This window comes from Vibrio sp. 10N.247.311.13 (assembly GCF_041467595.1).
In the GTDB taxonomy this organism is placed as follows: domain Bacteria; phylum Pseudomonadota; class Gammaproteobacteria; order Enterobacterales; family Vibrionaceae; genus Vibrio; species Vibrio crassostreae_C.
Genome location: NZ_JBFSUX010000009.1, coordinates 67948 through 80788, shown reverse-complemented (window position 1 = coordinate 80788; position 12841 = coordinate 67948). Strand labels below are relative to the sequence as shown.

Sequence of the window (12841 nt, the reverse complement as noted above, 5' to 3'; positions counted from 1 at the left end):
TTTTTGATCTTAATCGAATAAAAAGTAAATTAGTGGTTAAAAAGTATCATTCTGTATCCGCTGTGTTATTATGCTCGCGAATTATATGTTTAATGTTAATTTTCTTTGGAGTTAATCATGGAACTAGGCCTAATCATCACTTTCATCGTTGCTGCTGCAATAATGGTTAAAAAAGAGATGGCAGAGAAGTAATTTCACTTATTACCTTTTTTATACAATTTTTTAGTGAAATAATAAAAGCCAGCATTTAGCTGGCTTTTTAGTATCTGCAATTCAGGTTTTTAACGAATTAGAATTCGTACTTAGCTGAAATACCGTAGTTTCTTTCTGCTTGAGAGTTCTCTTTGTAAAGCTCATCATCGCCGCGAATATCATTCCAACGGTAGTACTCTTCGTTAGTTAAGTTGAATACTCCACCACGAATAGTAAGATCTTTCATTGGCTTGTAGTAAGCCGTCAAGTCAACAACCGTTGCACTCGGAAGCTCAGCTTGACCAGCGTTACCGCCGCTTTCGTCATCGAAGTTGATGTCTGAACCAGACTTGTTAGCCGTGTAGTTTAACTTAAGGCTAGTACCCCAGTTTTGGTTTGGAGCGTCGTAGTTAAGACCTAATACAGCATTCCAAGGGTTGACACTATTTAGTGCATTACCGTTTCCATCTTCACCTTCTGTGTATGAAGCAACGAAGTGAGTTGAGATACCCTTAGGTGCACCAACCAAAACATCCCATAGTAACGTGTTAGAGAATTCAACACCCTTAATTGTTGCCGAATCTAGGTTAACGTTAGAGTAGTGTGTCGTTCCGCCAACTTTTTTCGTTACCACTGTTTCGATGAAATCATCGTAATCACTGTAGTAAGCCGCTATTTCAGACGATGAAGCCTGTGTATTATGACGGTAACCTAGCTCGTAAGAGATACTGGTTTCTGACTTAAGGTCCGGGTTTGGATCGTTTACGTAACCATGTCCTGGGTTGTCATACGTGTAGTACAGTTCATCGAAAGAAGGGGCTCTAAAGCCTTGGCTAATCTGGCCAAAAATGGTGCCTGTATCAGTAAGTTTGTATGTTGAGCCTAAACGTCCAGTTACCGCAGAATCAGAGAAGTCCGTAAGTGACTCACCCGTATTTTTACCAGGGTCTGTAGAGAAGTAATCGAAACGAACACCTGGAGTAACAACAAGTTTGTCGTTCATTAGGCTAATTTCGTCTTGTACAAACAGACCAAACTTCTGCTCTTTAGCATCAGGAGTGTATACATAAAGCTGATCATCAGTATCAGGATCAGAGTTGTACTCCATGTTTGTATTGCTAATATCACTATGTGTGTATGTTGCACCATAAACTAGGTAATGGTTGTTAATCTGTTTATCTAGCTGAGTTTCGATCTCAAGCTTATCTTCGGTGTATTCATAGTCTTTTGTTTGAAGATTGTCATTGTTAGCAGGAACATAAGGTGGGAAACCGGGACCTGCCGGTTTAAAGCGCTTCGTCACCCCATTTTCTTCTTTAGAGATGTATGACACTTTGCTCGTCACTGTGTCAGCGATAGCGCCATCAGCGAACCAAATGTGTTTAATCGCAAATCGATTTTGCTCTGTATCATCTGCACCCGTGTAGCTATCGTAGCTTGAGTGATAAATATCAGAGTCAGAAGTATCCTTAATTAGCTCAGCTAGAAACTCGATACGGTGGCTTTCGTTCAATTGGTATTGCAATTTTACCAATAGGTTATCTGCAGATGTATCTTGATCTTCTACTGCGTAATTCTCTAAGTTATTAGAGTCGCGGAAGTTTTGAAGCTCTTCACCATCACGGCGAGTGTAGGCAACCAATGTTTCCAAATCACCAAATCGATTAGCTAATGCAACGTGCTCACTGAAAGAGTTATCTTCTGAAGAGTAAGACAGTTTCGCTTGGCCACCGAAGTCTTCGCCATCTTTCAAGAAATCAGAAGGGTCTTTGGTTTCGAATGCAACAACACCACCAATAGCGTCGCTTCCGTGTAAACTTGAAGCTGCACCTTTGATGATTTCAACGCTTTTCAGCATATCTGGGTCGATTGAGATACCGCTAGAGTTAATAAATGCATAAGGGCCACCATCAAATGAACCTGGTTGCGATGAGTCATCTACTAAGATCTTAACGCGCTTACCTTCCATGCCACGAATATTGATAGTTTGTGCACCTTGACGAGAGCTTGAGTTCATCGTTACACCCGGAGTGTATTCGAAGATTTCATTAACATCTTTTGCCATGTTCTCTTCGATTTGCTCGTCAGAGATGACCGTCACAGAAGCTGCTGTATTGATAAGTGTTTGATTAGTACGAGTCGAAGATACAACAACCTCGTCAAATAGGGCATAATCTTCAGCAAAGGCTGATGTTGATGAAAGCGCTAAAACGATTGAAGCAGAGAGTAGGGATTGCTTATACATCTGATAGTTACCTTAATTCCATAGTATTATCTTGATTTGGGAAAGATAATATTGGATCTAAATGATAATTACTATTATTTGCATTTCAATTTATTTGTACTTTTGTCATTAAAAATACGCTTAAACCGTATAACTCATTGTATTAAAAGACCTTTAATGGTTCCATTTATCTGGTGAATGCTTCCATTTTTGTGATTAACCTCTCATTTATAAAGTAGGAAACTGATGCATAGTCCAATAACACTTGAAGCATTACACATATTAGATGCCATCGACCGACGTGGAAGTTTCGCCGCTGCAGCCAATGAAATGGACAGAGCACCTTCATCACTCAGTTATCAAATCCAGAAGCTTGAACAAGATCTGGACATCATGATTTTTGACCGTTCTGGACATCGTGCAAACTTCACAGAAGCGGGCCAGTTGATACTTGAGCAAGGTAGGGTAATTCTTGGAGCAACAGAACGCCTTGTTAATGAGGCAAGCATTCTAGCCAATGGTTGGGAGCTCGATTTGACCATCGCCTTTGATGGCATTATCCCGATTGCTAACTTTTTCCCACTGGTAGATGAACTAGGAAAAATCAGTAAAACACGCGTTCGTTTGCAAGAGGAAATCTTAGCGGGTTGTTGGGAATCTCTCACAGATGGTCGTGCTGACTTATTGATATGCCCTAAGCTCGATACAATTCCAAACGATATGAAAAGTGACGTAATTGGTAAAATGGAGATGGTGTGGGTCGCGGCATCAAGCCACTATGTTCACAATCGTTCTGGTGAATTCGATCAGAAGGCGAGAGAAAGTTACAGGGTTATTGCCATTGCAGACACCGCACGCGATCAGCCAGCACTAAGCATCAATATTCTAGAGAAACAGCCACGTTTAACCGTGACAAGCTTTCCTGCGAAAGTAGAGGCTTTGACATCAGGACTAGGGATTGGCACCTTACCGAATAGTGTCGCTAAACCTTTGATTGAATCTGGCGTACTACAGCAGATCTCCGGTACAGAACCACAACCGATCGATATTGTTATGGCTTGGCGACGCAACAAAATGGGCGACGCCAAGTCTTGGTGTATCCAACATCTTAAAAAGACATGGGCGTTAAAGTAACGGTAACACCATATCTGCAGTACCATCTTCAAAACTGATATCTAGCTTAAAACCGAGCTTTTGAGCTAGTGTCAGCATCCCTCTATTGGTTGGCATCGTCATACCCGACATCTGCTTGGTCTGCTTCGCACGGCAGTAATCGATAACCTTGGTCATAAGAATGCGACCTAGACCAACACCTTTAAGGTCAGAACGAATCAATATTGCGAATTCGGCGTCTGTGTTCTCAGGGTTAATCAGCGCACGGGACACGCCGATGATCGCTGGAACGCCTTGTTCCTCGCGAACGACCACAAAGGCGATTTCTCTATCGAAATCAATCTGAGTGAAATTCGCCAACGCCTCATGATTGAATTCACCGACATCACTAAAGAAACGCTTATAGAGATCTTCCTTAGACACACGGTTAATGAAGTCAGCATGAAGCGGTTCATCTTCGGGAAGAATAGGGCGTAACAACACTTCGGTTCCATCTTTTAGCTGGATACGTTCTTCAAGCTCGACCGGATAAGGGCGAATGGCCAACCTTTCTTGCGGGTCGCCTTCGTACGCTTTCAAGATGATATCGGCATCTAATATCGTGAACTTGTCACCATTGGCCAGTACTGGATGGATATCCAAATCATGTATTTCAGGGCAATCCACTACCATTTGCGATATACGTACCAATAACTCAGACAAACCTTCTATATCGATGGGGTTAGGGAGTTTTTGTAGACGAATCTTGCCGCTTTTTATCGCTCGAATAATCAAGTAACGCGCCAGTGTCATGTTGAGCGGTGGAAAAGCAGCTGCGGCATCAATCGACTCATCCCACTCCGAACCACCTTGTCCAAGTAATATGATTGGGCCGAAGGTTTCGTCTGTTGTAACCTTAATACGCAACTCTTGGCCGCCCGCGAGCTTAGCCATACCTTGAATTAACAAGCCGTGGATGTTTGCTGTAGGGAAGGATAATTGAGAACGATCGAGAATTGCCTGAGCCGCATTGGCAACTTCACTGCTGTTTCGCAAATTGAGCATCACGCCTTGTACGTCTGACTTATGTGCAATATCCGGCGAACGTAATTTTACTGCGACGGGATAACCGATCGTTTCAGCGATGTGTACCGCTTCACTTGGGTCAGAAGCGATCCAAGTTGGTAACACATCGAGGTTGAAGCTCTTGAAAAACTGACTGTTTTGGTGAGTATCAAGGTTAACTGTATCTTTATCCAGTAGTTTTCTTTCTATCCAACCTTTCGCATCTGCTAGATCTTCAATGTGTACTTTTTCTGCAGTGGTCGGCGTTTCCATTAACTGACGTTGGTTACGTCTGTACTCGACTAAGTGCATGAATGCGACCACAGAGCTTTCAGGGGTCCGATAAGTTGGGAAACCCGCTTCGGTAAACAGCTTTCGTGCGGGCCTTGCTGTTAGCTCACCAGACCAATTCGTCAGGATGTTAAAGCGCTTGTGGCGAGGGTGCTTCTTAATCGCTTCAATAATTCGTTCTGCCGTTTTAGCGGAATGTGCGACCGCTGAAGGGCTGTGCATGATAAGAATCGCGTCTGCTTCATCGCCATCGAGTAAGATGTTTATAGTGTCGATATAACGTTGATCACCAGCGTCGCCGACAATATCGATAGGATTGCTATGAGACCAACTCGATGGCAAAACCTTGTTCAACTTATCAAGTGTCTCTTCTGAAAACTCTGCGAGCTTACCACCGCGGTCAAATAGGGTGTCCACAGCCATAATCGCAGGGCCGCCACCATTAGTAACAATAGCCAAGCGCTCGCCTCGCAATGGTACTGAATGAGTCAGTGTTTCTACCGCAGCAAACAGTTCATGTAAGTTCTTAACTCGTAGCATGCCGCTGCGTCGGATTGCGGAATCATAAATAATATCTAATGTGTCGGCACCGCCAGTGTGAGCCATTGCTGCGGCTCTGCCTTTCGCCGTTCGACCGCCTTTCAACACCAAAATTCGTCGGTTACGCGAAGCCGCACGCGCTGCAGAAATAAAGCGCCTCGCATCAGTAATGCTGTCTACATAAAGCAATATCGCTTCGGTGTGAGAGTCGGTACTGAGATAATCCAATAACTCCGAGAATTCGATATCGCTACCATTGCCTATAGAGATAAACGCCGAAAAACCGATCTCTTTGTCATTAGCCCAATCGAGAATAGTGGTACACACAGCTGCCGACTGAGAAACAAAGGCGATCTTACCGGGTAATGCTGTCACTGGAGAGAATGAGGCGTTCAAATTTAACCAAGGAACAATCACCCCCAAACTATTGGAACCCAACACTCGAATGTTGTGCTTTTTGGCAATCGCTAGGCATCGTTCATCATACGTCTCACCATTATCGCTTTCTTGCTGCATGTCTGAAGAAAGCACAATGACAGAGGCTATACCTTTCTCAGCCAGTTCTTCAAAAATAGCGACATTACGGGTCGCATTGGTACACAAGATTGCGAGGTCAGGAACAATCGGTAACGACAAAATGTTCTTGTAAGAAAGCACACCGGCCACTGAATCATATTTCGGCGTAACCGGCATCACCGCACCTTTAAAATCCCCATGCAACAAATTGTTCATAACAATATATCCTGCGCGTGTTTCTCGTTGAGAAGCACCAACAACAGCGATTGAACGGGGTTTAAGTAGGGGATCAAGATGATTCATAGACATATCCTAGCAATGCACGTAAGTTCATCGTAACTTACTTTGCACTCACAGGTTGATGGCAAATTCACCGAATTCAGATGAATAAGCAAACCCTGCATAAAGTTTGTGAAATAGGTCACCCACTAATGGTATATAATCCCAAAGTTAACTTGATTCTAAACCGACGTATCGGCATGATTTATAGTAATTATTATTAAGGATATAGAGCTTTCCATGAAAAAATTTGCAATTGTGACTTTGCCACTGCTCTTGGCTGCATGTGTATCTGACGACTACGTTACCAATGTCACTTCAGATAGTTATCAAGAAGAGTACAAAACGGCAAAAGTTGAAGCTCCAGTTGTATCTCAATCTGAGCAAACAAGCGTTGTTGAAGAAAATGTTGTCAACGTTATCAGAACCGAACCTGTTGAACAGAAAGTCGCTCAAACGACTCAAGCTAAGCCAGTTGCAGTAGTGACAGGCCCAACCAAGAAACAACAAGACATGAACCAACGTTTTGGTTACACAGTTCAAGTTGTTGCTGTTGGCAGCCAAAGTAAAGTCGATTCTTTCGTGAAAATGCTACCTACGACTTCTCAACCAGTTTGGGAAAACTACAAAATGGTTAACGGCACTAAGTGGTTCACGGTACTTTATGGTGACTACGCAACACGCTTAGAAGCTAAAAAGGCAATCTCAACACTGCCGAACACTTTCCAAAACTTGAAGCCGTTCGTTAAGAGCATTGATGACATCAAGAACTCTGAATACCCAACGCTTAACAAGTTGAACTAAGTTTTGATTCATAAAGAAGGGGCAAATGCTCCTTCTTTTGTTTTAAGACTCGCTGTTTTGTTTAATAGTTAATCGCTCGATCTTTCGAACGCAATTTTAACAATCAAAACACTGTACCTATCTCGACTTTTGTTTATCATTGAAGTCAGTACTCCTAGTTTCAAGGACCGAATTTACCCATGAACACCACAAACATCCTTCTACTTTGCGGCGGTGGATCTTCAGAGCATGAAGTATCTTTAGTTTCAGCCAATTACCTTTTTGATCAACTTAATAGCGTTGCAGATTTTAACGTTGTAAGAGTTGAAATTAAGAACGAAGGCTGGTGTCTTGATTCAGGTGAATTGGTTTATCTTGATATTAACGACCAAACCTTACGCGGTGACAATTTAGCATCTAAAGTCGATTTCATTGTGCCTTGCATACACGGTTTCCCAGGTGAAACAGGTGACATTCAATCACTGTTTGAAATGGCTAAAATTCCATACCTAGGTTGTGGTCCAGAAGCAAGCAACAACAGCTTTAACAAAATCACGTCAAAGCTTTGGTACGACGCACTTGGTATTCCAAACACGCCGTACCTGTTCTTATCAGACAACAATGATCAAGCTCACTCACAAGCAACTCAAGCATTTGAAAACTGGGGTAAAGTGTTTGTGAAAGCGGCTCGTCAAGGTTCTTCTGTAGGTTGTTACCAAGTTAACCAAGTAGAAGATTTAAGCGAGGCTATCAACAAGGCGTTCACTTTCTCGGACCAAGTATTGGTTGAGAAATCAGTGGTGCCTAGAGAGCTAGAAATTGCTGCTTATGAAATCGATGGCGAGCTACACATCAGCAAGCCGGGTGAGGTGATTGCACCGAATGGCGCATTTTACTCTTACGAAGAGAAGTACAGTGCAGACAGCCACTCGATCACTGAAGTTGAAGCAAGTAATTTAACTGACGAACAGCGTGAATTGATTGCAGACAGCGCACGAAAAGTCTTCACCCAGATGAAGCTTCGTCACTTGTCTCGTATCGACTTCTTTTTAACGCAAGACAACGAGATCTACCTGAACGAAGTCAACACCTTCCCAGGTATGACGCCAATCTCCATGTTCCCTAAAATGGTTGAGCATGACGGCCACAAATTCAGCCAGTTCTTAGAAAACTGCGTGAGAACAAGCCTTTCTTAGGTTTCTAACTCGTTTTCGTTCACTTAGAGCTGAACCCAAAAGTGCCTTAAGCTTTCGCCAAGGCACTTTTTGTTTTTAAAGCTAGCCGTTTTTTACGAATCTATCATTTAGCCACAACTTATATCCAAGTAATTACGAACCGTTTATTGCCAAGGTATTAGCGCCTTAAACTTCATCTTCTCACTCTCAGCCGTTCCCGTGAAACCCACATATTGGGCTGGCATGGCAGGGCTAAGCCAGCGACCAAAGTCCTGAATCTCTCTAACCTTAAGACCTTGTTTCGACAACTCTTGTGCAGCACCAACACGAATCGAATTTCCAGAGAAATGGTGATTTTCTGGCAGTTGAAGTAAGTCGCTAGCTCTTCTCAATATCCTATAGATGGACGAATCATCTAAAGGCTGCAAACCAATATTCTCATGCTTGTCTATCGCACGAAATACTGGCAAGTCATCTTGTATACCAGTAAACGAAAGCCAACGTTGAAGTGCAACACTGGCTATTTGTGACAACTGATAAGCCGAATCTTTGACTGTTACTTGGTAATGATCTTCAACGTACTCAACATCACTCATCGATAACAACTTAAGCTCTGAGCGCTTTAAAGCACACTCGAACATCACGTTATAAATAGCAATGTCTCTGATCTCTTTCAGGTTTGCTTTCTCATGGGAGAGTAACGTATTCAAATCAGTGAGATGCACAGATGTCATAGCATTGGTTTGTTTAGCGTCACCGGCCATTTGAGATTGTAAGTGGAGTAGGGTAAAGCGAACTTGCCTGTGCTTGATCGGGTTAGCAAAGCTCAACACAGTATGTAACATGCTAAGCGTTGCAGTGTAACGTTTTAGCGATGCGTATTTTCTATCGTTAGACTCCGTTTCAAGAAAACGACGAACAGCGGTTATAGATGCGGGAAGTGTGTTAATACGATGTTTGGTACAGAACGCATGATAGCGATTCCAATCACTGTAAATGCCCAACAGTGAATTGCGAGAGTATTGAAATCCTGTCAACTCATCTATAATTTCTATTGTCGCGTTGCTGTTTAATTTTTCAACAAATGAATTAATTATCACAGAGTCAGTTAAAATAGGGACTTTTTTTCTCAAATTACCATACCTCGACAGGTGTTTTTACCATATTATGCTTGATATCATTATTAGTATACTTATGATTAATGCAGTGAAAACAGAAAGATGATTAATAGATATGGCTAATTCAATTTACCGAAGCGTCCATCTTCAATCGATAGATGCTAACAACACAGTTTGGCGTGCTAAGTTAAAAAACAACGTTATTCAGGGCAACCTAGCTGCCGTGAAAAAGAGTATTGATTGGTGGATTGATACCGCATCTATTATTGATCCAAAAGAATTCATGTCATTAAATAAGTCGAGAGGAACTGGTGGCTCGACTGAAAACTTCAACGGCTACCAAATCAAGAATGACACCGGTGAGCCTAATGCGTGGTATTGCATGTTTAACGGTCGCTTAATCAAAGGCGGCAAGGTTGCAATCCAACGCCATATAGAAGCTTACTTACTCGCAAAACAAAAAGCAGAGCAACAAAAGAAGTAAATTATGAGCCTAGTATATTCAACAGAAACAGGTCGCATTAAGCCTGAAGAAGAGAAAGTCCAACGTCCTAAAGGCGATGGTATCGTTCGAATCCAAAAAGAAACCAAAGGCCGTAAAGGCAAAGGCGTTTCTGTCGTAACTGGCTTAGACCTAGATGACGCACCATTAAAACTAATGGCAGCAGAACTCAAGAAAGTTTGCGGCTGCGGTGGCTCAGTAAAAGATGGAAACATCGAAATTCAAGGTGACGCGCGCGACAAGATCAAAGCGCACCTTGAAAAGAAAGGCTACAAAGTTAAATTTGCTGGCGGTTAATCTCTAACTAATACCAGGGTTAAAATCGAAGATTATTATCACTGGTTATTAGGTATTTTATGGTAAATAGCCAGTTTGGTTAAATACACAGTATAAATTAGAGAATATCGGCACAATACAAAGGCAGGGCATCACACAAAGATACCTGCCTTATAAACATCAAAATCCATTTAACATAACGTACATAATACGCACTTGGACCAGTTTGCTTTTGAGGGGCTTTCTGGGCTCATACAGAGATTCTGAACGTTGTTACTGACAAGGTTTTACGTGCATGCTCCATTGCTTGCTTGTCTGTCTCATATGGTCCATAGATTTTTACGTTGTGGTTTTCATCTCCATCAACGTTTGTAACTGACATGAACCAGTCACCAACCAAGAATATCTCATCAGCAAGTTCATTCACTTCTTGGAAGTTTAAGCCAACAACATTCGACACCATACATTGAACTTTGTTTGTATCATCTCGATAGCCAAGCATCTGTACATGGTTTTTGTTGGACTCACTCATGAGCAGCATTTCTTTTAATAGTTCTAAGCTGTCGAAGACTTTTTTGTACTGACGCTTGGCAACTACATCATTGGCATCATCAACAGCTTTATCTACATCGTTGTGTAACCAGTTAATGACTTCTTGGAGTTCATCAGATTTCATGACTTGATCTTCCATTATTTCATCGACCTCACGAGCTTAATGCCGAAGCGTTTTAATTCCAGTCCACCGAAGTTATTCACGGTAAAGCTTGAGCTATCAAGTTCGTAGTTTCCTGATTTATATGCTGATTGGTCGTCTTGTAATGAGAGCTTCATTTCGACTGGGAACTTACCACCCAGATATGCATATCCTATTTGTTCTCTTATCGTTCTGGCTTGTTTACCATCTTTGCCTGGTAATGTTCTTGTGATTGGTTGTTCGTGTTCTGGGAAGATTTCTACTTTCAACATATCTTTTCCTTAAGCTACGTAAGCTTTAAACGGCAGCACATTTGATTGCGCTACTTTCGGTAGTTGATACCAAGATGGTATCTGTAGGGGCTTCTGAACATTCATGGATTCTCATCCGTTCAAAATACAAGTCACAACGTCACTAGCCGTAAAAACACCATATATTTAGCCACTTAGGTGCGGCGACACAAATACTGACACCTAAAATGGCGATTGTTCCACTTTCAGAACTTGCTGTAATTTAATTACAACCCAAAGCCAAGAAATGCCTGAAAAGTGGATCACTCCGACATAACTTACTGAATAAAAGGAATTTAATGGTTTTGGATAGGTCGGGAATTTAGGGTAGCTAAAGAGTTGGTATGTACGAGATAATATACTAGAGGGTAATATATTTAGTTATAGTGCACTATCGTATTAAAAAAGAAGGGCTGATGCCCTACTCTTCTTTATTACTCATTTCTTCACGGATTTGCTCAGCAACGATTTTGATAGCTTGTGCTGTGCTGATGCCTTGGGTCATCATTTCTTGAATTCGTTCAACAGCTTTCTGTTGTTCTTCGTGAGAAAGGGTTGGTAAGTCGTTTAGCATGCTCTGCTCCTTTATTTAGGAGCAGAACTATATAAGGACTGTTAGTAACTAGCAAGGAAATTGATGGATGCACCCATTGCATTTTCATTCGTGTAGTTAGCACTTAGATCTAGCTGAAACAAGTTCAATGGCGAGATACCAACACCAGCTGTCACTGTTCCTTCTGAATCAGAGTAAGCCAGGTTCTTGTAATACCCTCCCCTTAGCTTAAGCTGACGTAACAGGTCGACTTCAGTACCAACACGAATCATCTGTTCGTTGTCTTCGAACGAAGTAAACTTCTCTGCTTCATTCAAATCATAATCAACACTCAACGTAAAGTAATCAGAAACGATCCCCGCACCAACAGTGTAGACAGGCCCCAGGTTATAAGAATGACTCGATGTTACTGTTCTTGTAGCCCCTGTGCTGCTTGTTAGCTGTTGGCTAACGGATTTAGTTTCAATCTCACGGTCTATAATATTCGTTGCAGAAAAACCCACTCTAAATGGGCCGTAAAACCAAAGCGCACCTGCATCAATATTAAATGTAGTTTCCGCGGTGTCGTTTTCTCGAACATCACTTAGATCGTAGTTTTGTGCCGAGGCAATGTAGTTATACGTATAGATTCTTTGGAGTTTTGGAGAAATACCAAACGACAAATGTTGTCCCATGAACGTTTGATATTTTGCTAATGATATACCAGCTTCCATAATGCCAATAGAAACAGCTTTAACAGCAGTTAACTCAGCATTAACCAAGTCACTATTAGCAGCGTCACTAGATGTATCAGGGGTTACAAATGATTCAGTGTATGCTTTTGCAAATACGTTTGCTGCAATATACTGATTTGGTAGAGCGAATGCTACAACACCACCTAAATCAACATTCAGGTTATCACCATTAAGAGCATCTAGATCAGAAGCAGTCACAGTACCTGACTCAATGCTGTCAACTAAATTATCGATATCATCAACTAAGTTATTAGGGTCATTATAATTACCGCCAAAACTTGGCGTGATCATTCCCATGTCATCATTACGACGATAAATCGCAACAAGTGCTGGGTTATAGAATGGAGCAGTTAGGAAGTTTGCTGAAACAACACCAACACCACCCATCGCATCACCACGCGCTTCAATGGCGTAGTTTGCTGCTGAAAGAGGAAGACTGGCGAATGCAATTGACGCTGCGAGTAGTTTTGTAGTTTTTTTCATGCCGTTTATCTTTGTTAGATCCCTTACATAGTTA

The 12841-nt window shown here is 41.9% G+C and carries 12 protein-coding genes; 5 read left to right on the top strand and 7 right to left on the bottom strand.

What is annotated here, in order from left to right:
* Positions 1-289 precede the first annotated feature (289 nt).
* Entirely contained in the window at positions 290-2437 is a 2148-nt protein-coding gene (locus AB6E52_RS06110; protein WP_102320809.1) for a TonB-dependent hemoglobin/transferrin/lactoferrin family receptor, read from the bottom strand.
* Positions 2438-2662: 225 nt separating this feature from the next.
* Here AB6E52_RS06110 and AB6E52_RS06105 point away from each other — a divergent pair, with 225 nt between their 5' ends.
* Positions 2663-3550: a LysR family transcriptional regulator gene (locus tag AB6E52_RS06105; RefSeq protein WP_102320808.1), complete on the top strand. Its 888-nt coding sequence runs from the start codon at positions 2663-2665 to the stop codon at positions 3548-3550.
* Here AB6E52_RS06105 and AB6E52_RS06100 read toward each other — a convergent pair.
* Positions 3542-6223 carry a bifunctional acetate--CoA ligase family protein/GNAT family N-acetyltransferase gene (locus AB6E52_RS06100; RefSeq protein ID WP_102320807.1) on the bottom strand — a complete coding sequence of 894 codons (2682 nt, stop codon included), beginning with the start codon at positions 6221-6223 and terminating at the stop codon, positions 3542-3544. The genes AB6E52_RS06105 and AB6E52_RS06100 overlap by 9 nt on opposite strands.
* Before the next feature lie 216 nt (positions 6224-6439).
* On the opposite strand from AB6E52_RS06100, the gene AB6E52_RS06095 reads away from it, so the two are divergent.
* Complete coding sequence (locus tag AB6E52_RS06095; protein WP_017069919.1) at positions 6440-7003, top strand: SPOR domain-containing protein; 564 nt, start codon at positions 6440-6442, stop codon at positions 7001-7003.
* 179 nt (positions 7004-7182) lie between these two features.
* The gene (locus tag AB6E52_RS06090; RefSeq protein ID WP_102320806.1) at positions 7183-8178 is read left to right on the top strand and encodes a D-alanine--D-alanine ligase; all 996 of its coding nucleotides are present in this window, start codon (positions 7183-7185) and stop codon (positions 8176-8178) included.
* 143 nt (positions 8179-8321) lie between these two features.
* Here AB6E52_RS06090 and AB6E52_RS06085 read toward each other — a convergent pair whose 3' ends face one another.
* Entirely contained in the window at positions 8322-9290 is a 969-nt protein-coding gene (locus AB6E52_RS06085) for a tyrosine-type recombinase/integrase (protein WP_102320805.1), read from the bottom strand.
* A 100-nt stretch (positions 9291-9390) separates the two neighbouring features.
* On the opposite strand from AB6E52_RS06085, the gene AB6E52_RS06080 reads away from it, so the two are divergent.
* Both AB6E52_RS06080 and yciH read left to right on the top strand, forming a co-directional pair.
* Positions 9391-9759 (top strand): DUF3319 domain-containing protein, encoded by a 369-nt coding sequence (locus AB6E52_RS06080; protein ID WP_017060095.1) that lies wholly within the window; start codon positions 9391-9393, stop codon positions 9757-9759.
* Positions 9760-9762: 3 nt separating this feature from the next.
* Positions 9763-10074: a stress response translation initiation inhibitor YciH gene (yciH, locus tag AB6E52_RS06075; protein ID WP_008221404.1), complete on the top strand. Its 312-nt coding sequence runs from the start codon at positions 9763-9765 to the stop codon at positions 10072-10074.
* A gap of 229 nt (positions 10075-10303) precedes the next feature.
* Here the strand turns inward: yciH and AB6E52_RS06070 are convergent, their stop codons facing one another.
* The 4 genes from AB6E52_RS06070 to AB6E52_RS06055 all read right to left on the bottom strand — a co-directional run bounded on the left by AB6E52_RS06070 (position 10304) and on the right by AB6E52_RS06055 (position 12807).
* Entirely contained in the window at positions 10304-10729 is a 426-nt protein-coding gene (locus tag AB6E52_RS06070; protein WP_240698184.1) for a hypothetical protein, read from the bottom strand.
* A gap of 14 nt (positions 10730-10743) precedes the next feature.
* Complete coding sequence (locus AB6E52_RS06065) at positions 10744-11019, bottom strand: G5P family DNA-binding protein (protein WP_016767415.1); 276 nt, start codon at positions 11017-11019, stop codon at positions 10744-10746.
* A gap of 439 nt (positions 11020-11458) precedes the next feature.
* A complete protein-coding gene (locus AB6E52_RS06060; RefSeq protein WP_004731009.1) occupies positions 11459-11611 on the bottom strand; it encodes a YoaH family protein in 153 nt (50 codons plus the stop codon).
* Positions 11612-11652: 41 nt separating this feature from the next.
* Positions 11653-12807: a conjugal transfer protein TraF gene (locus AB6E52_RS06055; RefSeq protein WP_102320803.1), complete on the bottom strand. Its 1155-nt coding sequence runs from the start codon at positions 12805-12807 to the stop codon at positions 11653-11655.
* Positions 12808-12841 lie beyond the last annotated feature (34 nt).